This window comes from Flavobacterium gossypii (genome assembly GCF_014138495.1).
Classification (GTDB): Bacteria; Bacteroidota; Bacteroidia; order Flavobacteriales; family Flavobacteriaceae; genus Flavobacterium; species Flavobacterium endophyticum.
Genome location: NZ_JACJIS010000001.1, coordinates 575,731 through 597,372 on the forward strand (window position 1 = coordinate 575,731; position 21,642 = coordinate 597,372).

Genomic DNA, 21,642 nt, shown 5'->3' on the forward strand with positions numbered 1-21,642 from the left:
TATATCAAAATAGTATTACTTATATTGATGTGTTCTGTGGCATTTAGCCTCAATAAATCACCAAACGCGGGTCCAATGTATTTAGTAATTGGCATCGTGGGCACAGCCTATTTTATCTATAAAATCAAATCAGATAAAGAAAAATAAAAACATGCTATTATTAAATCTGAATTCAATAAAAACCACTCAAGAAGTGGTTTTTATTTATCACTTTACAGATTACTTTACAAAAATAATTACATTTAAGCCAATCCAAAGCAAGCTATGATTTACTATATCAAACACTTTTTTTCCTATGTCATTATAAGCGTGCTGAGCGTTATGATATTTGGTGCATTCTTAGTTTCTCATCCAGAATATCCGGGCGGTGCAACTGGGATGGCACCGCTCTTAATCATACTAAACTGCATAATAGCAGCCTGCATAGCATTTATCTTGCTGTTGCTGCTTAGTATCAAGACAAAAATAACATTGCCTGCAAGCACCACGATGTTTGCGCTATTCTACTTTTTGGTACTTATCTTTTATTTTGACTCAAATCCTCTTGAAAAAGGCGATGCTATGGCAAGAAATATCAACATCTGGGGCTATTTATGCTTGCTGTTATCATATGTCTTGTTTAATTTAGGTTTGGCCGTTAGGCGGGCCTACGATAGCAAAGAGAGCTTTCTTAAAGAATGAGGAGACAACTTTATAGTCAAACCAATTTGCTAAAACTGTATACTATTGATAACTCCTATATTTCTAGCAGATATGATATTTATTACGTAAAATTGTGCAAAAAAAGTACTCCCTATAAAAATAGCTAGGCCAAAAACCTAGAATTATCATTACAGACAACAACAAATTTAGAATAACGAACAAACTATAATGCACTTTAAAAAAAACCTCCTCTTCATAACCTTTCTTCTTTTCTCAGCCTTTGCTTATTCTCAAGAAAATTGCAATAATGGTGTTGATGATGATGGAGATGGAAAAATAGATCTAAATGATAGTGAATGCGCCTGCAACGGCACATCTGTATCAAGTTTGGTGAATAACCCTGGTTTCGAACAGATGAATTTTTGCCCAAATGATTGGTCAAAGTTTAACGCCGCATCAAGCTGGTTCGCGCCAAGTTCAGCCACATCAGATTATATTAATTCATGCGGATTCATACCGGCATCTGCTATAGGGGCAGGAATTTATCCATTTCCAGCCTCAAACGGCAATGGCGTAGCCGGAATATTAGTTACAAAAGATTATAAAGAATACATAGCAACTTGCACAAATGCTCCGCTGCTAGCAGGCACAAAATATCAATTAAATTTTGATATCGCCTCTTCTACTTCGGGCAGAATTGTAAGCACGCAGCCTAATATAGGCGACATTTGCAATGACAATGTTTTAAACGCCGGAAAAATCGACATCACATTATACGGAAGGTCAGACTGTAATACTACGCCTTCAAATTCGAATTTTTTTCCTGTGGGATGGCAGCCTTTGGGAACGGCAACTTACATTCCTTCTAAAAAGTGGGGACAACTCTCGATAATCTTTACGCCTACCGCAAACATTAATTCAATAATGCTTGGCTCGCAGTACAATGCCCCAGAAAGCTATCTCAATGAACTCGATTATACTTTATGCTTTCCTTATTTTTACTTTGACAATATTATGCTAAACACAACGTCAAGTTTGGGCGTGCACGTTACTGCTGTCGGAAATTTTTGCGAAAATAGCCTAGTGCTTACCGCTGCTATAGAATCTGGCCAGCCCAGCCCCCCTTCTTATCAATGGTATCGAGACGGTATAGCTCTAGTAGGTGCTACTAATGCTGCGTTGCCAATTGCATATGGGCTCGCAAATACTGGCAATTATCAAGTTAAAATAAGTAGTAGCGGTTCTTGCAAGATAAGCCCAAAATACAACGTCAATACCGTTATGGATGTTCCCGAATATAGTTTTGTCCAATCTCCATGTTTTCCGGGCACTACTACAATAACCATCACTTCTCCTGCAGACGAGTTTAGTTTTGATAATGGGGCTACTTGGACAACTAATCCCTCAAAAGGAGATTTTACGGCCTATTACAATCCGATTAAATTGGTGATTAAGAAAAACGGATGTATCTCAAATGCAAGATATGTTTCTTTAATCTATCCGCCTCTATCAACAGTCTATACCGAGCCACAAGTCATAGTAGTACAGCCAGGATGCCAGACCAATGGTTCTATAACAGTCACGACTCCTGGCCAAGAATATAGTTTTGATGATGGAGTAACCTGGACAACAAACCCAGTACTGGATAACTTGCCTCCAAGCTATAATCATACGTATAAAGTAAGAGTAAGAACAGCGCTCGGATGTGTTACCATTCCCAAGTATATAACGATGTATCCTTTTCTTCTGCCAGAACCCGAATTTACTTTTACAAATCCCAGCTGCGGTGTAGGCGGAACTATAACGGTGACTACACCCGCACATGAATATTCTATAAATAATGGATACTCTTGGTCAACAAATCCTGTCTTTACTAATTTACCGCCCGGACCCTATAACGTCAAGATCAGAAATACGCAACTCTGCGTATCTCAAATTGGTGTAGTTGAACTATGGACCACTTTTTTACCAATGCCCCAAATTTCTTTTACCCAACCCTCTTGCGGAGCATTAGGTACTATTACGGTATTGACAGAGGCTTCTCAATATAGTTTTGACAATGGCGGCACTTGGACCACCAACAATACTGCTACCAATCTACCTGGAGGGTTTTATCAGATACGGATCAAGAATGCGCAAAATTGTATGTCGTATTCTGAGTTTGTATCTCTAAATGACTATATATGGGACGTTGATGTGAATTATACCGTACAGAATGCCTTCTGTTCTAACAATGGAAGCATTACTATTACTACTAATGCCCAAGAATACAGCTTTGACAACGGCATGACTTGGACCACAGATGCTACTGCATCTAATTTATCTCCAGGATATTATTTCATAAAAATCAGGAATGGCATTAATTGTGAATCAGATACGGCGTTAGTTGTTTTAATCGATAGCGGAAATGCTCCTCCCGATTATCAGATTGTAAATGCTGGATGCAATAGTTATGGAACTGTTACAATAACTTCAATAGCAGATTTATATAGCTTTGACAACGGCGTCACATGGTCTACAAACAATACTATTTCAAATCTATCGGGTAATTATATTTTTGACATAGTCATTAAAAACGGAAGCTGTATTTCGCAAGCAGCTAGTATCAATTTTAATTCGAATTATTCTACGAATCCTTTAGTAAATGACTACCAAGCCTTTATTTGCGATTTATCAAACAACAATACCGAAAAAGTAAATTTAGCAACATATAACAGCTATGTGGTTAATAATCCCTCAAATTATGTATTTCATTATTTCACTACTATAAGTGACGCACAAAACTTAAATCTCAGCAATGAAATTCACAACTATACTGATTACGAAATATCAAGCACTAACAATACCGTCTTTGTTAGCATTGTATCTTCAGAAAACTGCTATAGTGTTGCCAAGATTACTTTCTCTCTCTTAAATGCTCCTGTCATTACAACTCTAAAGGATACAGTAATAGTATGCGAAAACAGCTTTGTTGTTGTAAATGGCGGCAACTCTTTTGATAGCTATCTGTGGTCAACAGGTGCCACAACAAGTTCTATTGTTATCTCCAATCCAGGCAGCTATTCGCTAACCGCTTCTTATGATTATGGCGGCCAGATTTGCTCTACGACTAAAACCTTTTCAGTAATACTATCCAATATTGCTACAATTACCAGCGTGCTTACTGAAGATTTTACAGACAATGATAATGTAATCATAATAAATGTAAGCGGTGTCGGAAACTATCAATTCTCAATTGATGGAGTTAACTATCAAGACAGCAATATATTTTCAGGCTTGGCAAATGGCGTCTATACCATATATGTAAAAGATAAAAATGAATGCGGAATTGTAAAAGAGGATGTTTTTTTATTAATGTATCCTAAATTTTTTACTCCAAATGCCGATGGGCATAACGACTTATGGAGCATCAAGCTTTCAAATTTCGAACCCGGTCTAGAAATAGTCATTTTTGACCGCTATGGAAAACTATTAAAAAAATTAGATCATAAAAATGCGTGGGATGGCAAGTATAACGGTAAAGATCTTCCGTCAGACGATTATTGGTTTGTAATAACAAAAGCAGATGGAAAAGAATATAGAGGGCATTTCTCATTAAAAAGATAGTATAATTTTAATGCTTCATTTAAAGTTTTTCTTATGATTGGCATAAAAACACAAGTAAGTAATTAATACTATTTAATAACACGCAAGATTAGCATTCTTAGCACAAAACGCTTGCAGAATGAAAGAATTTTCTATCTTTAAAATCTTCTTTAAAAAGTAGGCAATAAAATCCATGCAAGCCTGTTTGATATAAATAGTTTAGAATTTCTTAAGTGAAAAAATATATTTGTTTTAGATTCGATATAGATACTCATATCTGCCTGAGAGAAGGCGTCCCTAATTTGCTTAAGCTATTTGAAGCCTATGATGCAAGGGGTACCTTTTTTGTAAGTATGGGAAGATCGTTTGACCGCTCCCTATTTTTAAGAGAAAAGATCAAAGCACAATTTTCGGGCAAAAAAACAGCAAATGGAACTTTCTCTATGTTTAGCAAGCTGGGAGCCGCCAATAGTGCTACAGCGTTGCTGCTCAATCCTAGGATCGGAGCTGTTCATAAAACTATACTTCACGATATAATAGCACATGGGCATGAATTGGGACTACATGGCGGAAAAAATCATGCCCTGTGGGAGAAAAATGCTAAAAATTGGAGTGAACAAAAAATCCTTCAAGAAATAGACTATGGCTTGGGCCATTTCAGGCAGCAACAGCTTCCAGCTCCTGTTTCTTTTGCCTCGCCATGCTGGCAGTCGCCCATCGGAATAGAAAAACTGCTCAAACAAAGAGGATTCTCCATCTTAGCCGATGAGTATTCTGCTACCCACCAGCCCAATAAAGAAGTTTCGGGCTTTATCCATTTTCCAACCAATGTGATAGGAAAACACGGAAACGTTGGATTTGTCGAAAATTTGAGAGCATTAGGCTATTCATCCGAAGAAATTCTGTCTGAATTTAAAAGGCAGCTAGACACCGAAGGAAATTATAAGATGGTATTTGATCATCCGTTTTATATCGGTATTAAAGAACTAGAAATTCTTTCTCAAATGATAGAAATAAGCCTAAGTAAGGGCTATACAATAGAAAGCTTACAAAACATAAGCAGGCATATCTAATGAAAATTCTACATATTTATCGCGAAAAAAATGAAGGGCAGATAGGCGGCGTCGAATACCATATTAAATATCTGGTACAGCAACAGCAAAAGCTAGGGCATATGCCTAGCGTGCTGACTTTTTCTTTATCGAACAGAAACCATCTGACTGTTGAAAACCGCAACGGTATTGATTGGCATATGTTAGAAGTCAAAGACCCTGTCTATAAGATAGCTCAGAAACTTAAAACTTTCGAGAGCGGAGGCCTGGGCTTTGTAATTACGCCTTTTGAAAGACTACGGCAAAATTTGAGGGTTTCTGGAAAACTAAAGCTGGTACAAGATATTAATCCAGATATCATACACCAGCACGATTATCTTTCAAGCGTTAGGCTGAGTCGGAAAATTTCAAAAAAATTCAAGATCATCTTTACGAATCATTACGGAGAATATTTGTTCCTCCAAAAAACCAGAATAACCCGTTATCTGCAAAGTCATTTCTTGGCACATTTTAATGCTATTATTGCCCCAAGCCAGAACCTACTGCCTCTCCAGAATAACAGTTATTTTATTTCTAACGGATTTGATACCGATGGCTTTAAAGAAATTGCGTCTGACGAAAAGATAAAATTAAAAACAGAACAGGGGCTAGAAAAAAAAGTAGTGTTTTTATGTGCTAGAAGATGGGCGCCTACAAAAGGAGTGCTATATCTAGCAAAAGCACTCAATTTATTAAGCGATGACATAAAGCAGAAATCTGTTTTTTTATTTGCCGGAAATGATGCCGAAGACTTTCAATTGTATAAAAAACAAGTCCAATCAGAATTAGACAGATGCATAGGCGTCGATTTTAGGCTCTACGGAAATCTAGACCACGATAAATTAATCCCACTTATAAACATAAGCGATATTGGGGTTATTCCGTCACTAATGGAAGGAATGAGCCTCTTTTCTATTGAGCTGATTTCTTGCGGCATACCCGTCCTGGCAACTGATGTCGGAGGGCTTCCCGAAATCATCAAAACAAATGAAAATGGCTGGCTGGTACCCCAAAAGGATGCTCAAAAAATAGCAGACGAAATTACCAGAATAGTCCATAATTGGCCTGATACAAATCTGCCAATCAATACCCTCGAATTCAGAGAAAAATATTCGTGGGAATCTATAGCACAACAAACTTTAGAAATTTATAAAAAAACATGAAAATACTAGTCGTTATTGGAACCAGACCAGAAGTAATTAAGACAATTCCTCTAGCAGTAAAATTACGCGAGATAAAAGGATTCGAAGTAGCCATATGTTCTACCGGCCAACATGCTGAAATAATGGATCAAGCCCTTGCTGTTTTTGGAGTAAAACCCGATTATAATTTAAATGTCATGTCGCCCAACCAAAGCCTTAGCGAGCTATCCGCAAAAATCTTAATCGGATTGCAAAAACTCATTGTCGAATTTAAGCCCGACTTGATGGTTTCGCAAGGTGATACGGCTACCTCGTTCACCACCTGTTTGGCCGCATTTTACGAAAAAGTAAAAGTAATTCATATAGAAGCAGGCTTGAGAACAGGCGATATCTATTCGCCTTTTCCAGAAGAAATGTCTCGAAGAGTAACCGCAATGATCTCCAACATAAATTTTGCTCCTACAACAAGAGCACAGCAAAATTTATTAAATGAAAACATTCCGAAAGAAAATATAGTTCTGTGCGGCAACACAGGTGTTGATGCCTTATTCTTTATAAAAGAAAGAATGCAGCAAGATCCTTCCTTGAAAAAAGAAGTACTGCAAAAATTTTCTTTCCTGCAAGAAGATAAAAAACTGGTGATAGTTACTGCCCATCGTCGTGAAAATCATGGCGAAGGAATTGAAAATATATGTAAGGCTATAAAAACGCTGGTAGCTACAGAAAATATTCAGGTATTATTTCCGATACACCACAATCCAAATAGCAAAAAACATATTGAGCAAGAACTTGAAGGTATTCCAAATGTATTTCTTGTCGGCCAGATTGATTACCTATCCTTTGTATACTTACTAGACAATTCTCACCTTATTATTACCGATTCTGGAGGCATTCAAGAAGAAGCTCCTTATTTAGGTAAGCCGGTTTTGGTTACCCGCTTTTCTACCGAAAGGCAAGAAGCAGTAGAGATAGGGTCTTCTATCTTAGTAGGTCCTGTTCATGATGCTATTGTCTCTGAAGCAAAAAAATTATTAAACGACTCAGAATATTATGAGAGCAAATGCCTGGTTAACAATCCTTTTGGAAATGGAACTGCAGTTGAAAAGATAATTGAAGAAATACAAAAAATGGATATAAAAACAGCCAAAGATACACCTCTTAATACTGCCTTTTCAGTACCTTTAGCTTAGATAAACAGCTCCTAAACACTCTTCAAAACAAATGGAAAAAATAAAAGAACTCATTGGCCTGCTTTTGGCCGATTTTGAACTCGAAAACGAAGACGATATGTGGACGGCCCTGCAATTGGCAGTCGACAATCCAAAGCAGTATCTCGATGATAACGAAGCCGAGTGGCTGCTGGAAGCCGATCCCGAAGGCATTGTGCAGTATGCCGTTTCTAACGAAATTGGCGAGTTTATGATTATCGGCGACAAGATCGACGAGATTCATGAGCTGATTGTCGATGAGCTGGAAGGCGACCTTCCGGCCTATCCCTATGAAAAAAAGCTCAATGCCGCCGACTATATCCAGTGGGTTACGGCCGAGATCAAAAAAGAATATCCCGAGCTGGAACTTATCGAGATCGGCGACAGCTATGGCGACAACATCCAGCTGATGCTTGTATATGCCGAAGACGTGCCCCGCATTAAAGAACTGTGCGAAGCGCTCAACATTCGATGCAACAGTGCCGACGAGATCCTGAAATTTTAGAAGTCTGGCTTAAAAAGAAACAAACAAAATGCCCCTACATTATACCCTACAAAACGTCACAGAGCAGGAATACGATAGGCTCGTGCAGGTCTGGGAATCGGCCGTTAAGGCCACGCACCATTTTTTGAAAGGAGAAGATTTTGAATTTTATAAGAACCTGATGCCGCAGTTCTTGAACGCTGTGGCCTTAAAAAGCCTTAAGGATGAAAATGGACTGATACTCGGCTTTATAGGCACCGCAGACGGAAATCTCGAAATGCTTTTTGTGCATGCCGACACCCGCGGAAAAGGCATCGGCAAGACGCTGTTGCTGTATGCCCTGCAGGAACTCAAGATTACCAAAGTAGACGTAAACCAAGACAATGCGCAGGCCGTAGGCTTTTATGAACGCTTCGGTTTCCAGACCTATAAGGTCTCAGAAACAGACGGATTCGGCAAGCCCTATCCTATCCTGCACATGAACTTGATAAAAAATACGATATGAAACAATTTAGAGAAGCAAAGCTAGAAGACATCCCACAAATACAAAAAGTCAGGAATTCGGTCAAAGAAAACACCTTGTCCGACCCTGGCCTTGTTACCGACCAAGACTGCGAAGAATTTCTCTTTTCGAGAGGAAAAGGCTGGGTGTGCGAAATCGACGGCAGTATCGTAGGTTTTGCCATTGCCGACCTTCAGGATAACAACATCTGGGCGCTGTTCCTGCATCCGGATTACGAACAGCAAGGCATCGGAAAAAAATTGCACGACGATATGCTCGACTGGTATTTCTCGCAGACAAGCCAAAAGGTCTGGCTCGGTACTTCCCCCAATACCCGCGCCGAAGCTTTTTATAGAAAACGCGGCTGGAAAGAAATTGGCTTACACGGAAAAGGCGAAATCAAATTTGAGATGACAGCCGCCGATTGGAGAAAACGCAAAGACGACGGCATGACTTTTTCGACGATTATTTCCTTTTTGGCAAATATTTTCATACATTCATCGTTTTAGACTACAACCCTAAACTTAAAATGATGAAAAACACCTTTAGAATTTTAGGAATCGCCCTGCTCGCCTTTACAATGTCGTTTACGACTCCTGGCAGTAAAAAATTAATCGTGATTGATGCCGGACACGGCGGGCACGACATCGGCTCTACCTACGGTTTCCACTCCGAAAAAGAAATCGTCTCAAAAATTGCCAAAAAGATTGCCGCCTTAAACCGAAACAGCGAGATCGAGATTGTACTGACCCGCGACAATGATGAGTTTAGCTCACTACAGGACAGGATTGACAAGATCAACCAGCTGCAGCCCGATCTGGTACTTTCGTTACATGTAAACCAAAGCAAAAACGAAACGGCCAGCGGCATTGAGGCTTTTGTATGCGACGCTAACGAAAAGTTTGAAGATTCTAAAGCCAAAGCAGAAGAATTGGTCGCGCTATTGTCTACCGACAAGCTGAAAAGCAGGGGCGTAAAGACCGCACCGTTTGCCGTATTAAAAAAGGCCAAGACTACCGCCATAACTTTAGAACTAGGCTTTTTATCTAATGCAGAAGACCGAGGCTATCTTACCAGCGACAGCGGACAGAAAGAAATTGCAGAAAAGATTGTAGGCTATCTGAACCGATAAGCAAAAATTATAAATAAAACATAAAATCCTCTTGCCAGCCTGCCGCCAGAGGATTTTTAATTTATATTTGAAATAAAAAAAAACATGAAAAAGCTACTTTATATCGTCGCCGTGCTGTTGGTTTCCTTTCAAGGATTCTCTCAAGACGCAGCCTCGCTAAAGGCAAATGCACAAAAGTATTACGATATTACGGTCAAGCTCGACTATACCATGATGATGGAGATGATCTATCCGAAACTATTTGACATTGTTCCTAAAGAAACCATGCTCACTACCTTGAAGAAGACATTTGAGGAAAATGAAGGTTTTAAAGTCAAGCTGATGCCCGTAGCTCCGAATTTTGTTTTTGGCGACATTAAAAAAATCGGCAACCAGTCGTTTTCTGTAATCAACCACGACACTGCATTTAAGATCATTTGGGACGAGCCTATTCCGGCAGAAGAAATACAATCCTATATCGATTCGTTCAAGGCCACGATGAATACGCAAGATGTTGTTTATGATGCACCAAACAAAACGATGGACATTAAGGCAAGATCAAAACTAATTGCCGTTGCCGACGAAACAACAAACAAAGAGTGGAAGTACCTGACGTATAGCGACCAAATCTTTCCGATGATCTTTAATGAAAAAATAAAAACCGAGCTGGGGCTTGGGCCTGCAGCAGGAGAAGCTGTGATACAAAAAAAATAACCTCTAAAACTAAAAATTATGGCAAAGAGTCAAGACGCAAAGAAAAACGTAAAAAAAGAACCTCTAAAGACCGCTAAGGAAAAAAAAGAGGAAAAAAGAGAAAAGAAAAACAATCCAAAAAGAGATTAGTTAGCCATCCCCAATTCGTTGGGGATTTTTTTTTGCCAAAATTTTCTAAAAAAGAACCAATCCCTGCCCGTTTTAACCCTCGTTTTTTATATTTGTAAGAATGCCAAAATCATCAATATAATCAACTATGGAATTATACTACTCGTTCTCGGTACTCATCGTACTGGCCTCTTTTTTTGCCTACCTCAACATTCGGTTTCTCAAGCTTCCGGCTACCATCGGAATCATGATTATTGCCATGATCAGCTCGATATTGCTGGTAGTGACCGGTACTATTTTTCCAAAAACATTCATGAATTTCTCCAAACTCATTGCCGAGTTTGATTTTACCGAAGTATTGATGGGCGCCATGCTAAACTTTCTGCTTTTTGCCGGCGCCATCCACGTTAACCTTAAAGACCTGCGCGAGCAGCGAGGCCCTATCATGGTCTTTTCTACCATCAGCGTGCTGATCTCTACGTTTGCTATCGGGCTTATTCTTGACTTTGCTACCGACCTGCTCCATATCAACCTGCCGTTTATCTACTGCCTGCTGTTTGGAGCCCTAATTTCGCCTACCGACCCGATTGCGGTACTGAGCATCCTAAAAGATGCCAAAGTGCCGAAATCATTAGAAACAAAAATTGCCGGAGAATCGCTGTTTAATGACGGTGTGGCGGTCGTAATTTTTGCCGTAATCCTAAAGCTGGCACAAGATCCGGCGAGCGACTTTTCGCTGCCACACGTTTCTTGGCTGCTCATACGCGAAGCCTTGGGCGGATTTTTGCTCGGAACTGTTCTGGGCGTACAGTCTAGCAAAGCCATGCGAAAAGTAGACGATTATAAAGTATCAGTATTGATTACGCTGTCTGTCGTGATGGGCGGTTATCTGATTGCCCAAGCCATGCACATTTCGGGTCCGCTAACGATGGTGGCTGCCGGAATCATTATCGGAAACTACGGAAAAAAGACAGCCATGTCGGCTACTACAAAAGATTACCTGAACAAGTTTTGGGAACTGATTGACGAAATCCTCAACGCCATCCTTTTCCTTTTTATCGGCTTTGAATTATTGCTTATCCCGAACATCTTAAGCTTTTGGTCTATCGGGCTTATCTGTATCTTTATCGTGCTGTTTTGCCGTTTTGTATCGCTTTGGATTCCGACCAAGATTATTCCTTTTAAAAAGAAATTTGAATCGTCTACCATAAAAATATTAGTCTGGGGAGGGCTGCGCGGCGGTGTTTCTATTGCCTTGGCCCTTTCGATAGAAGAAGGTCCGCATAAAAAAATCATCTTGGCGATTACCTATTTTGTAGTCGTATTTTCAATAATCGTACAAGGACTCACCATCGGCAAGCTGGCCAACAAGCTGCTGCCAAAAGCCAAGTCGGCCACACTATAAAAAAAGGAGCTTCGTTTGAAGCTCCTTTTTTTATAAGGAATCCGGCAATACTTTGCCCGGATTTAAGATGCCGTTAGGATCAAAAATAGCCTTTATGCCTTTCATCAGCTGTAATTGTACAGGCGAAAAAGCAATGTCCATATAATTTTTCTGTACATAGCCGATGCCGTGTTCGCCAGACAAGGTACCTTTTAGCGAAACCGTCAATTCAAAAATCTCGCGGATGCCTTTTGGTATTTCGGTCTTCCAGTCTTCGTCAGACATGGTGCCTTTAACGATATTTACGTGAAGGTTTCCGTCGCCCGCATGTCCGTAGCACACCGATTTAAAACCGTATTTGTTTCCTATGCTCTTGATGCCTTCAAGCAGTTTCGGCAGTTCGTAGCGCGGTACGACCGTGTCTTCTTCTTTATAGATTGAATTCGACTTGACGGCTTCGCCTACCGCTCTTCTCAGCTTCCACAACGCATTTTTCTGGTCTTCAGAATCGGCAAAAAGAATTTCATCGATAGCAAACTGCTCCAACACTTCTGTGATTTTTTCAGCCTCAGAAAACAACACGTCAGGATAATTGCCGTCAACCTCAATCAGCAGGTGCGCCTGTACTTCGTCTTTTATATTCAGGCTGACACCATCCACAAACCGCAGTGTCCAATCGATCGCATCGCGTTCCATAAATTCTAAGGCACTTGGCGTTATGCCTGCCTTAAAGATTTGGGCAACCGCTTCGCAAGCCTGTCCCGAATTAAAGAAAGGAACAAGCATCAGTATATTATGAGAATTCTTTGGCAGCAGCTTCATGACGATTTTGGTAATGATTCCCAAAGTGCCTTCGCTGCCTACCATCAACTGTGTCAGATTATAACCTGTAGAGTTTTTCAGCGTATTGGCTCCGGTCCAGATGATTTCGCCTGTAGGCAGAACGACTTCCAGATTCAATACATAATCTTTGGTCACGCCATATTTTACGGCTCTTGCCCCTCCTGCATTTTCGGCCACATTACCGCCAATAAAACAGCTGCCGCGACTGCTCGGGTCTGGCGGATAAAACAAGCCTTTTTCAAGAACGGCTTCCTGCAACGTCTGGGTTACCACACCTGGCTCAACAATAACCTGAAGATTCTGTTCGTCGATATGAAGGATTTTATTAAAACGTTCCATCGAAAGCCCTATGCCTTGGTAGATGCTCAGGGCACCGCCGCTCAGGCCAGTCTTTCCTCCGATAGGCGTTACGGGAATAGCATACTGATTGGCCAGCTTTAGTATGGCCGCAATTTCTTCAGCAGAAGCGGGCTTTAAGACTACGCTGGGCGGAAAAACATAATCTTCCGTTTCGTCATGTCCATAATTATTTCGGGTTTCTTCATCTAGAAAAAGAAAGGACTCGCCTACAATTTCTTGCAGCTGGCTGATCATTTCTTTAGAAAGCAGTTCGGTCTTCATGATAGCAGTTTCAAAAATCAATAAATGATTTTCAAAAATACTATTTATTTGATTGCGGCATTACGCCAGAAAAGGTTTTGTTTTAAATAAATCAAGGTTTTGCGGGCCTTGTATTTTTATAGATGAAATGGTCGACAGAATATTTGCCGCTACCTGTGACCAACAAGAGCACATAAATCAAGAGGTAGAGTCCTCCTAATTCTTGGTTGTCAAATCCGTCGGCTCCATGAATCACGAAGACTGCAAAAAACATGGTGATGATGAGCGGAATGGTAACCAATCGTGTCGCGAATCCTACAAAAAGCAGACCCGAACATAAAACTTCTGCAAAAACAGCCAGCGATAAGGATGCCGTGGTTCCTACTCCCAAAGGATCGGGAAACTCAAAAGGCGCGCCGGCATAAAGCGTATCGAATTTTTCCACGCCATGAACCAGCATAAAACTGCTGACCGTAGCCCTCACAATAAAAAGCATGATGTTGGAAAGATTCTTGTTCTGTGCGGTACTAAAAATTTTCATCATAATAGCTGTAATTTATGGGTTCTACACCCTATAAATTTACAAAAATTAACAAGATAAAAATGGCAGCCGGGACTAAATTTTCTTCTTCTTGAGATTTGGAAGGAACAAGGCAATGATTCCGATCAATGGCAGATAGGCGCATATCTTGTACACCGCTTCGATACCGATATGATCTGCCGTATAACCAAGCAAAGCCGAGCCAAGGCCTCCCATACCGAAAGCAAAGCCGTAGAAAAGCCCAGAAACCATTCCGAGTTTTTTAGGCAACAACTCTTGTGCATATACTAAGATGGCTGGGAAAGCCGAAGAAATGATGATTCCGATAACCACAGACAAGATTCCAGTCCAGAACAAGTCGGCATACGGCAGGAACAAGGCAAAAGGCGCTGCTCCGAGAACCGAGAACCAGATGACGTATTTTCTTCCGAATTTATCGCCCAAAGGTCCACCCAGCAGTGTTCCTAAAGCACAAGAAGCCAGAAACAAGAATAGGTGGAATTGTGCGTCTTGAACAGAAAGATTGAACTTTTCAATCAGATAGAACGTAAAATAGCTAGACATGCTTGCCATGTAGAAGAACTTAGAGAAGATCAATACCAATAAGATGATTACTGAAATGACAATCCTTTTTTGCGACAGGTCCGGCAAGACGACTTCTACTTTCTTTTTGGATCTTAGCGTAAGATGGTTGTCATACCAGCGTGCGATGCTGCCCAAAACAAACAAAGCGATGACGGCAACGATTACAAAAGACAGGATGTATTTCTGCGAATTCGGCACTACAATCAAAGCGACCAATAAGGGTCCGATTGCCGTTCCTGCATTTCCTCCTAATTGAAATACCGATTGTGCCAATCCGCGCTTGCCGCCTGAGGCTAAAAAGGAAATCCTTGAGGCTTCAGGATGAAAGATAGACGAACCGATTCCGACCAAGATTACCGAAAGGATGATGATATAAAAATTAGCGGCATACGATAGCAGGATAATGCCCGACAAGGTAAAAAGCATGCCGTATATCTGCGAATACGGCTGTGGTTTCTTATCGGTATAAAAGCCGACAAAAGGTTGCAAAATTGAAGCCGCCATTTGGTAAGCAAAAGTAATCAGTCCGATCTGCGTAAACGTCAGGCTATAGCTGTCTTTTAAGATTGGGTAGACAGAGGGTATGACGGCCTGCAGCATGTCGTTTAACAAATGCGCAAAGGCTATTGAAAAAAGAATCGGATAGACTGTTTTTTGAGTAAGATCCCTTTTTTCTTGAGCTTCAAAATCTAGTTTTGTTGTATTCATGATTTTTAAAATAATTAAATCAACTAATCAGGCCCGCTTCCCTTTAAGCGAGTTCTGTCCTCCATTTCTTGACTTTCACGTTCAGCACCATGATGATAAAAAAGCACATCGTGCCGCAGAAAAACATTCCGAAGGCCATCGGAAACCTAGTGCCATCATGCAAGACGCTCACCAATGCAGAAACTCCCGCACCTGTAATCATTTGGATAAATCCTATCAATGCTGAAGCGCTTCCTGCGTTGTATGTAAACGGTGCCAGAGCCAAAGCGGTGCAGTTTGGAACCAGCAGTCCGAGTGAAAACAAAAAGGTAAAAATCATCGCAATCAGTAGTGCCGGGGTCAAAAGGTCTAGGCCTAGCAGTGTCATTAAAAGTATTGAAACCGTCAATAAAGTAAGGCTTGAAAAGGTGATAACTTGCAGGGAAGTAAACTTATTTAGTAACACCCTGTTGAGCTGACTGCCAATAATGAATCCCATGGCATTTGTACCAAAAACCCAGCCGTACTGTGCTTCGGTAAAATCATGGAATTTCATGAACACAAAAGGCGATCCGCTGATATAGGCAAACATGCCCGCCATGGCAATACTGCTGCCAAAAGCGTAAAACAAAAAGGTTTTTTCTTGCAGCACGTCTCTATAATCCTTTAAGATATCGCCCGCTCTAAGCGATTTGGCGCGATCGGGATTTTTGCTTTCTGGCAGGTAAAAGATTACGGCTAAGATTAATATCAAGCTAAAAGCAGTCAGGAAATAGAAGATGGTTCTCCAGATCGAAACAGTCAGTACCCAGCCGCCGATAGTCGGTGCTAAGATGGGTGCCACTCCTACAATCAGCATCAGGATTGAAAATATTTTTGCGATTTCGGAAACTGGAAATAAGTCACGAACTACTGCCCTGCTTACAACCATTCCTACACACCCGCCTAATGCCAAAACAACACGCATGGCAATCAGCCAATTGATTGTTGGTGACAAAGCACAACCGATAGAAGCCAAAAGAAAAATTGTAAGACCAAAAACAAGCGGTTTCTTTCTGCCAAACTTATCGGTTATCGGACCGTAAAAAAGCTGTCCGATACTGATTCCGACGAAATAGCTTGTCAGCGAAAGCGCAACTTGAGAAATGTCAGTATCCAATCCTTTTGCTATGGCAGGGAAAGCAGGCAGGTACATGTCGATGCTGAATGGTGCTAAAGCTGATAATCCTCCGAGTATAAAAAGTATGGAGTATTTTTGTCTTGTGGTCATTAAGTAGGAGGAATAATTGAAGTGCAAATTTACGGCATTACCTACAATTAATTGACAACTGCATTATCATAAAAAAAAGCCAAAATATTTTTTTCGCAATCCATATCGCCATACATTTGTAATATATTTTATTACAGTATGATTTCAGGCAAGTTTGCAATAACGCTTCATATCTTGACGCTCCTCTCTAAATTTCCGGATGAATTTTTATCGTCTGATTTTTTAGCAGGAAGCATGAACCTGCATCCGGTATTGATTCGCAAAGAGATCGCCAACTTAAAAAAGCATCATATTGTAGAAAGCAAAGAAGGAAAAAACGGCGGTACAAAATTGTTGAGACCGGCAGAAAACATCAGCTTAGATGATATTTTCAAGCTTACTTTTGAAAGAGTGACCTTGGGTTATTCTAAAAACGATCCAAATCCGGATTGTCCGGTCGGAAAAAACATCAATAAAAAGCTGGACGAATTATACATCGACATCAATGACAAAATTAGCAAAGAACTGAGAGGTATTTCCCTTACAGAATTCTCTAACAAGTTCTAGCTATTTTTTTACTTAAAACTGTAACATTTTTTATTACTTTTAAATTTATATTTTTATGAAAATCGCAATTATCGGAGCTACAGGATTTGTTGGCTCAAATATTACAAACGAATTGGTAAATCGCGGCCACGAGGTGACAGCAATTTCTAGAAATGCAAAAGATTCAGGGAAAGAAAACTTGAAATCTATTTCGGCTGACATTTTTAATACAAAAGAATTGGCTACAATTTTAAAAGGTCATGATGCTGTTGTTAACGCTTATAATCCAGGCTGGACAAACCCGAACATTTACGATGATTTTATTGCAGGATCCAAAGCAATCCAAGAAGCGGTGAAACTTTCAGGCGTTAAAAGATTTATCACTATTGGAGGAGCGGGAAGCCTATTTGTCGCGCCGGGACTTCAAGCAGTGGACACACCAGATTTCCCAAAAGAATATCATGCCGGAGCTACAGCCGCAAGAGATTATCTCAACTTAATAAAAGAAGAAAAAGAATTGGATTGGGCCTTTTTTAGCCCTGCATTTGAAATGCACCAAGGCATCACGACCGGACGAACAGGTAACTATCGCCTTGGATTAGACAATCCCGTTTTTGACACTAACCAAAGAAGCATACTTTCGGTAGAAGATCTTGCTGTTGTCATCGCTGATGAAGTCGAAAACCCAAAACACCACCAAGTTCGCTTCACAGCTGCTTATTAATTTTGCTTTAAAGTTTTAGGCATAAGACAAAAATTCATAATTCATAATTCATAATTCATAATTCATAATTACCAAAAAACAGTTTCTTTAAGCATCGCCTTTTTGAAACTGTTTTTGTTTTCCTTACTTTTACTTCTCAAAACCGCTACTGTGTCCAAACCAAGCCCACATAAATCAGCCTTACAGGAAAAAGAAGGGATCAGCCAGCCCGAAAGCATCGGCAAGGCTTCTGTTGCCCAGATCATACAATCGCGAAAGCGACAACCTTCAGCCCAAGAACTGATTTCAGGAATTTTGAAAGGCGATAAAACGGCTTTGAGTCGAGCCATTACTTTGGTGGAAAGCACAAATCCAAAACATCTGGAAAAGGCCAATGAGATTATCCAAGCCTGCCTTCCGTATGCGAATAATTCTGTGAGGATTGGCATTACCGGAGTTCCCGGTGTCGGAAAAAGTACTTTTATAGAAGCTTTTGGAAAATTCTTGACTTCATCAGGCAAACAAGTAGCCGTATTGGCCGTCGATCCGAGCAGTACCATCTCTCATGGCAGTATCTTGGGCGACAAGACCCGTATGGAAGAATTGGTCAAGGACGAAAAAGCTTATATACGACCGTCGGCTTCAGGAGAAACGCTTGGAGGCGTTGCCAGAAAAACCCGCGAAACCATTATCTTGTGCGAAACTTGCGGATTTGATACGATTATCATCGAAACGGTCGGAGTCGGACAAAGCGAGACTGCAGTTCATAGCATGGTGGATTTTTTCTTGCTTTTGAAAATATCAGGAGCCGGAGACGAATTGCAAGGCATCAAAAGGGGCATTATGGAAATGGCGGATGCTATCGTTATTAATAAAGCTGACGGCGATAATATCAAGAAAGCTAATATGGCTAAAACTGAATTTAATCGTGCCTTGCATTTATTTCCTGCAAAGAGTTCAGGCTGGCAGCCTAAAGTCACGACCTGTAGCGCTATTACGCATGACGGAATTTCCGACGTTTGGACTATGATTTCAGACTATCTCGAGCTTACGAAAGGCAACGACTATTTTTACGAAAGAAGAAAAAACCAGAACCAGCATTGGCTTCTGGAAACAATCAACGAACAGCTCAAGCTCAATTTCTTTGAGCATCCTCAAATAAAAAATCTATTAGAAGAAAATAAAAAAGCGGTACAAAATAGCGAAGTTTCCCCGTTTGCCGCTGCACAAAATTTATTACAAATCTATCAAAACAGTAAGAATCTTAAATAAAAACCGCTTCAAAATAAATTGAAACGGCTTTCTTTGTTTGGGGTAAAAGTAATTTAATTTACTGCTATTGCAATGCCATAGAGCTCATCGTTTTCTTGAATTCTATAGTTTCCTGCACGCAACGAGTTTGAACTAAAACCTAAAGCTTCCACAAGCTCATCGGGAATGATTTGCCCTTCAGGAATATTAAAGGAATTTCCGTTTCTCAACAATGTTGCTTTATCTTCTTCAGTTAGAGCACTTTTGTAAAACTTCATAACAAATGCTCCATTAATATTTGCAGCTTTCACTGGAGTACCAGTTGGTAATGGTTTATAAAAAGTTCTAATAATTGTCCATACATCAAGACAAAATCCATTTGGTTGACTGCAATCTATGTTATGGGATCCCCAAGCACGTACAATAAAAGGGAATTCGTAACGTCTGGCCGCCGGATTGAAAGTGTCCGTAGAAGCTTCCTCGGTTTTAATATCCTGCTGATCGTCCTTGCTACAACTTACCATAATAAAAGCTGTTAAAAAGAGTGTTGCCAATATCGCTTTTACCCCCGTAAACGATACAATTTTGTTTGTTGTTTGTTTCGATTTTTTAAAATCTCCTTGTAAAAAATTCTTCATAATTTATAATTTAATTGTCCCTACTCTTGGATTGGCTTTTCGGGTTCCGCCAACTTTAGTGTATATCAATTAAATTATTTTTTGTTACCCCTTAGTTTTACATTTTCAAAAAAAAAAGTTGCAAAACGGTATAATTAACCGTCTTGCAACCTTTGTGTATTTGGATTTAGTGCTTACGCCAGAATTCTTATTCTTTCTCGTAACGCTCCATTTCCCTATCGTAAAACTCATTGGCTTCAGCAATCAAGCTTTCCATAACTTGATTTAATTCGCCTTCATCAAGATCTTCTGCTTCTTCGAGAAACTCGACCTCGTCGTCTTTTAGATTGATTATAAATCTTGGATAATCCATGTGGATGATAAAAATATCTTCCGGAAAATCGGTATTGTCACCTAGTAAAAATTTTGGTAGTTCCATTTTATTTTAGATTTATGATTTTAGATTGCAGCTACTGGAGCTGCCTCTTTTATTGATTTTTTTGTCAAATAATTAAAGCGAATATACAAAAATACTGCGGCAACTGTCAATCCGGCTAAAAGGCCGATCCAAATTCCAGTAGCTTTGAGTTCCGTATGTTTTCCTAAATAGTACGAAACTGGAAAGCCGACTACCCAATAGGCTGCAAACGTAATGTACATGGGTATCTTTACATCTTGAAGACCTCTTAAAGCTCCTAGCACAACGACTTGTATTCCGTCTGAAATCTGAAAGACGGCAGCTACAAGCAATAATTGTGCGGCTATCGCGATTACTTCTTCATTATCTATAACCAGTGCATTCTTCTCCATATTAAGGAACAGATGCGGCAGGTATTGGTGGAAAAGCACGAAGCAGATTGCAAAAATAATCTCAATAATAATGGCTAAAAGAAAAATAGATCGGGCAACCACCACAAGCTTCTTATAATCTTTAAGTCCTTTTTGGTTGCTTACGCGAATCATGGCGGTAACGCTCAATCCCATAGCAAACATAAAAGTAGCCGATGCTAAACTCAAGGCGATCTGGTTGGCCGCTTGGCTGTTTTTGCCTAAAGAGCCGGAAAGCCAGATTGCCGATGTAAAAAGTGCAACTTCGAAAAACATCTGCAAAGCCGATGGCAGTCCCAAACTTACAATCTTATTGAGCATCGCCTTTTTGATATCTTGGAAACTAAAATTTTGAAAATAAGCAGTCAGTTTTTTATTTCTGGATAAGATCAGGTGCATAAAAGCAAGCATCATAAGCCTTGAAATTACCGTTCCTAAAGCTGCTCCGATAATGCCCATTTTTGGAAAAATCCAAATTCCGTAGATCAGAAAATAGTTTAAGATGACGTGCACGACATTGGCCATGATAATTGCATACATGGAATATTTTGTCATCGAAAGTCCATCGGCAAATTGCTTATATCCTTGATAGACAACTAGTGGAATCAAAGAAAAAGCGACCCAATCAATATAGGGTTTGGCCAAGACGATTACCTCTTCGGGCTGTCCCATATAATACATCAGCGGTTTGGCCAATACGATAACACCAAACAAGGTGAGGCCCAATATCCCGCATAAAAAAAGTCCATGATGGAAAGCCGACCTGATTTTCTGAGTATCTTTTTCCGCATCAGCCTGAGCAATGATTGGAGTTATGGCTGTAGAGAAGCCAATCCCGAGCGAAATGGCAACATAGATAAAACTATTTCCTAATGAAACAGCCGCCAATTCAGTAGCACCCAGTTTGCCAACCATAATATTGTCGACAATTCCGATTAATGTATGCCCTAGCATTCCTAGTATGATAGGATACGCTAATTTTAAATTATAAGAAAACTCTTTGGTGTATTGATGTAAGCTCACGATATGTAGAAAAATGTGGGGCAAAGATAGCACCATATCCTACAATTCCACACTTTTAAAGATATTTAAATATTTTAAGCAAAAATTGAAACATAAAGCAAATCACTTGCTTTCAAAGCCTTATCACGCTACTAACCTTTTAACAATACTTTAAAAATTAACATTTGGAAGAGTGGCTTTATTATTGTTAATTTTATA

At 40.0% G+C, this 21,642-nt stretch carries 21 protein-coding genes; 14 read left to right on the top strand and 7 right to left on the bottom strand.

Annotation, left to right across the window (positions count from 1 at the left end; all coding sequences use genetic code 11):
- The first annotated feature begins 264 nt into the window (after window positions 1-264).
- The 11 genes from GGR22_RS02880 (at window position 265) to GGR22_RS02930 (ending at window position 11,992) form a co-directional block, all read left to right on the top strand.
- Window positions 265-681 carry a hypothetical protein gene (locus tag GGR22_RS02880; protein WP_182492488.1) on the top strand — a complete coding sequence of 139 codons (417 nt, stop codon included), beginning with the start codon at window positions 265-267 and terminating at the stop codon, window positions 679-681.
- 189 nt (window positions 682-870) lie between these two features.
- Window positions 871-4,248, top strand: a complete 3,378-nt coding sequence (locus tag GGR22_RS02885; RefSeq protein WP_182492489.1) for a T9SS type B sorting domain-containing protein — start codon at window positions 871-873, stop codon at window positions 4,246-4,248.
- A 212-nt stretch (window positions 4,249-4,460) separates the two neighbouring features.
- On the top strand, window positions 4,461-5,300 hold the full coding sequence (locus tag GGR22_RS02890; protein ID WP_182492490.1) for a DUF2334 domain-containing protein: 840 nt from the start codon (window positions 4,461-4,463) through the stop codon (window positions 5,298-5,300).
- Window positions 5,300-6,481, top strand: coding sequence for a glycosyltransferase family 4 protein (locus GGR22_RS02895; protein ID WP_182492491.1), 1,182 nt, complete (start codon window positions 5,300-5,302; stop codon window positions 6,479-6,481). The genes GGR22_RS02890 and GGR22_RS02895 overlap by 1 nt, the downstream gene beginning before the upstream one ends.
- Window positions 6,478-7,650, top strand: a complete 1,173-nt coding sequence (wecB, locus tag GGR22_RS02900; protein WP_182492492.1) for a non-hydrolyzing UDP-N-acetylglucosamine 2-epimerase — start codon at window positions 6,478-6,480, stop codon at window positions 7,648-7,650. Before GGR22_RS02895 ends, wecB begins: the two co-directional genes overlap by 4 nt.
- A 31-nt stretch (window positions 7,651-7,681) precedes the next feature.
- Window positions 7,682-8,173 (top strand): hypothetical protein, encoded by a 492-nt coding sequence (locus tag GGR22_RS02905; protein ID WP_182492493.1) that lies wholly within the window; start codon window positions 7,682-7,684, stop codon window positions 8,171-8,173.
- 28 nt (window positions 8,174-8,201) lie between these two features.
- Window positions 8,202-8,657 (top strand): GNAT family N-acetyltransferase, encoded by a 456-nt coding sequence (locus tag GGR22_RS02910; RefSeq protein WP_182492494.1) that lies wholly within the window; start codon window positions 8,202-8,204, stop codon window positions 8,655-8,657.
- Window positions 8,654-9,163 carry a GNAT family N-acetyltransferase gene (locus GGR22_RS02915; protein WP_182492495.1) on the top strand — a complete coding sequence of 170 codons (510 nt, stop codon included), beginning with the start codon at window positions 8,654-8,656 and terminating at the stop codon, window positions 9,161-9,163. The genes GGR22_RS02910 and GGR22_RS02915 overlap by 4 nt, the downstream gene beginning before the upstream one ends.
- Before the next feature lie 23 nt (window positions 9,164-9,186).
- On the top strand, window positions 9,187-9,786 hold the full coding sequence (locus GGR22_RS02920; protein ID WP_182492496.1) for an N-acetylmuramoyl-L-alanine amidase family protein: 600 nt from the start codon (window positions 9,187-9,189) through the stop codon (window positions 9,784-9,786).
- 84 nt (window positions 9,787-9,870) lie between these two features.
- Window positions 9,871-10,479, top strand: a complete 609-nt coding sequence (locus GGR22_RS02925) for a hypothetical protein (protein ID WP_182492497.1) — start codon at window positions 9,871-9,873, stop codon at window positions 10,477-10,479.
- A 256-nt stretch (window positions 10,480-10,735) separates the two neighbouring features.
- The gene (locus GGR22_RS02930) at window positions 10,736-11,992 is read left to right on the top strand and encodes a cation:proton antiporter (RefSeq protein ID WP_121374890.1); all 1,257 of its coding nucleotides are present in this window, start codon (window positions 10,736-10,738) and stop codon (window positions 11,990-11,992) included.
- A 30-nt stretch (window positions 11,993-12,022) separates the two neighbouring features.
- Here the strand turns inward: GGR22_RS02930 and GGR22_RS02935 are convergent, their stop codons facing one another.
- From GGR22_RS02935 to GGR22_RS02950, 4 genes are all read right to left on the bottom strand, one after another.
- A complete protein-coding gene (locus GGR22_RS02935) occupies window positions 12,023-13,435 on the bottom strand; it encodes an FAD-binding oxidoreductase (protein WP_182492498.1) in 1,413 nt (470 codons plus the stop codon).
- A gap of 91 nt (window positions 13,436-13,526) precedes the next feature.
- Window positions 13,527-13,958 (bottom strand): DoxX family protein, encoded by a 432-nt coding sequence (locus GGR22_RS02940; RefSeq protein ID WP_121374892.1) that lies wholly within the window; start codon window positions 13,956-13,958, stop codon window positions 13,527-13,529.
- A gap of 72 nt (window positions 13,959-14,030) precedes the next feature.
- On the bottom strand, window positions 14,031-15,248 hold the full coding sequence (locus GGR22_RS02945) for an MFS transporter (protein WP_121374893.1): 1,218 nt from the start codon (window positions 15,246-15,248) through the stop codon (window positions 14,031-14,033).
- 43 nt (window positions 15,249-15,291) lie between these two features.
- The gene (locus tag GGR22_RS02950) at window positions 15,292-16,497 is read right to left on the bottom strand and encodes a multidrug effflux MFS transporter (protein ID WP_182492499.1); all 1,206 of its coding nucleotides are present in this window, start codon (window positions 16,495-16,497) and stop codon (window positions 15,292-15,294) included.
- Window positions 16,498-16,635: 138 nt separating this feature from the next.
- Here GGR22_RS02950 and GGR22_RS02955 point away from each other — a divergent pair, with 138 nt between their 5' ends.
- The 3 genes from GGR22_RS02955 (at window position 16,636) to meaB (ending at window position 18,997) form a co-directional block, all read left to right on the top strand.
- Entirely contained in the window at window positions 16,636-17,043 is a 408-nt protein-coding gene (locus GGR22_RS02955; RefSeq protein ID WP_121374895.1) for an Rrf2 family transcriptional regulator, read from the top strand.
- A gap of 55 nt (window positions 17,044-17,098) precedes the next feature.
- Window positions 17,099-17,746, top strand: coding sequence for an NAD(P)-dependent oxidoreductase (locus GGR22_RS02960; RefSeq protein ID WP_182492500.1), 648 nt, complete (start codon window positions 17,099-17,101; stop codon window positions 17,744-17,746).
- Between the two features lie 150 nt (window positions 17,747-17,896).
- Window positions 17,897-18,997, top strand: a complete 1,101-nt coding sequence (gene meaB / locus GGR22_RS02965; protein WP_182492501.1) for a methylmalonyl Co-A mutase-associated GTPase MeaB — start codon at window positions 17,897-17,899, stop codon at window positions 18,995-18,997.
- Between the two features lie 53 nt (window positions 18,998-19,050).
- Here meaB and GGR22_RS02970 read toward each other — a convergent pair whose 3' ends face one another.
- The 3 genes from GGR22_RS02970 to GGR22_RS02980 all read right to left on the bottom strand — a co-directional run bounded on the left by GGR22_RS02970 (window position 19,051) and on the right by GGR22_RS02980 (window position 21,444).
- On the bottom strand, window positions 19,051-19,614 hold the full coding sequence (locus GGR22_RS02970; protein ID WP_182492502.1) for a hypothetical protein: 564 nt from the start codon (window positions 19,612-19,614) through the stop codon (window positions 19,051-19,053).
- 187 nt (window positions 19,615-19,801) lie between these two features.
- On the bottom strand, window positions 19,802-20,032 hold the full coding sequence (locus tag GGR22_RS02975) for a hypothetical protein (protein WP_182492503.1): 231 nt from the start codon (window positions 20,030-20,032) through the stop codon (window positions 19,802-19,804).
- Between the two features lie 20 nt (window positions 20,033-20,052).
- Window positions 20,053-21,444: an MATE family efflux transporter gene (locus tag GGR22_RS02980; RefSeq protein WP_182492504.1), complete on the bottom strand. Its 1,392-nt coding sequence runs from the start codon at window positions 21,442-21,444 to the stop codon at window positions 20,053-20,055.
- Window positions 21,445-21,642 lie beyond the last annotated feature (198 nt).

Bases quoted from the DNA above. Each gene is read 5' to 3' on its own strand.
- GGR22_RS02940 (WP_121374892.1), bottom strand. From the start codon at position 13,958: ATGATGAAAATTTTTAGTACCGCACAGAACAAGAATCTTTCCAACATC.
- GGR22_RS02945 (WP_121374893.1), bottom strand. From the start codon at position 15,248: ATGAATACAACAAAACTAGATTTTGAAGCTCAAGAAAAAAGGGATCTT.
- GGR22_RS02930 (WP_121374890.1), top strand. From the start codon at position 10,736: ATGGAATTATACTACTCGTTCTCGGTACTCATCGTACTGGCCTCTTTT.
- GGR22_RS02910 (WP_182492494.1), top strand. From the start codon at position 8,202: ATGCCCCTACATTATACCCTACAAAACGTCACAGAGCAGGAATACGAT.
- GGR22_RS02935 (WP_182492498.1), bottom strand. From the start codon at position 13,435: ATGAAGACCGAACTGCTTTCTAAAGAAATGATCAGCCAGCTGCAAGAA.
- GGR22_RS02970 (WP_182492502.1), bottom strand. From the start codon at position 19,614: ATGAAGAATTTTTTACAAGGAGATTTTAAAAAATCGAAACAAACAACA.
- GGR22_RS02885 (WP_182492489.1), top strand. From the start codon at position 871: ATGCACTTTAAAAAAAACCTCCTCTTCATAACCTTTCTTCTTTTCTCA.
- GGR22_RS02895 (WP_182492491.1), top strand. From the start codon at position 5,300: ATGAAAATTCTACATATTTATCGCGAAAAAAATGAAGGGCAGATAGGC.
- GGR22_RS02905 (WP_182492493.1), top strand. From the start codon at position 7,682: ATGGAAAAAATAAAAGAACTCATTGGCCTGCTTTTGGCCGATTTTGAA.
- GGR22_RS02975 (WP_182492503.1), bottom strand. From the start codon at position 20,032: ATGGAACTACCAAAATTTTTACTAGGTGACAATACCGATTTTCCGGAA.
- GGR22_RS02955 (WP_121374895.1), top strand. From the start codon at position 16,636: ATGATTTCAGGCAAGTTTGCAATAACGCTTCATATCTTGACGCTCCTC.
- GGR22_RS02915 (WP_182492495.1), top strand. From the start codon at position 8,654: ATGAAACAATTTAGAGAAGCAAAGCTAGAAGACATCCCACAAATACAA.
- GGR22_RS02960 (WP_182492500.1), top strand. From the start codon at position 17,099: ATGAAAATCGCAATTATCGGAGCTACAGGATTTGTTGGCTCAAATATT.
- GGR22_RS02950 (WP_182492499.1), bottom strand. From the start codon at position 16,497: ATGACCACAAGACAAAAATACTCCATACTTTTTATACTCGGAGGATTA.
- GGR22_RS02925 (WP_182492497.1), top strand. From the start codon at position 9,871: ATGAAAAAGCTACTTTATATCGTCGCCGTGCTGTTGGTTTCCTTTCAA.
- wecB (WP_182492492.1), top strand. From the start codon at position 6,478: ATGAAAATACTAGTCGTTATTGGAACCAGACCAGAAGTAATTAAGACA.
- GGR22_RS02920 (WP_182492496.1), top strand. From the start codon at position 9,187: ATGAAAAACACCTTTAGAATTTTAGGAATCGCCCTGCTCGCCTTTACA.
- GGR22_RS02880 (WP_182492488.1), top strand. From the start codon at position 265: ATGATTTACTATATCAAACACTTTTTTTCCTATGTCATTATAAGCGTG.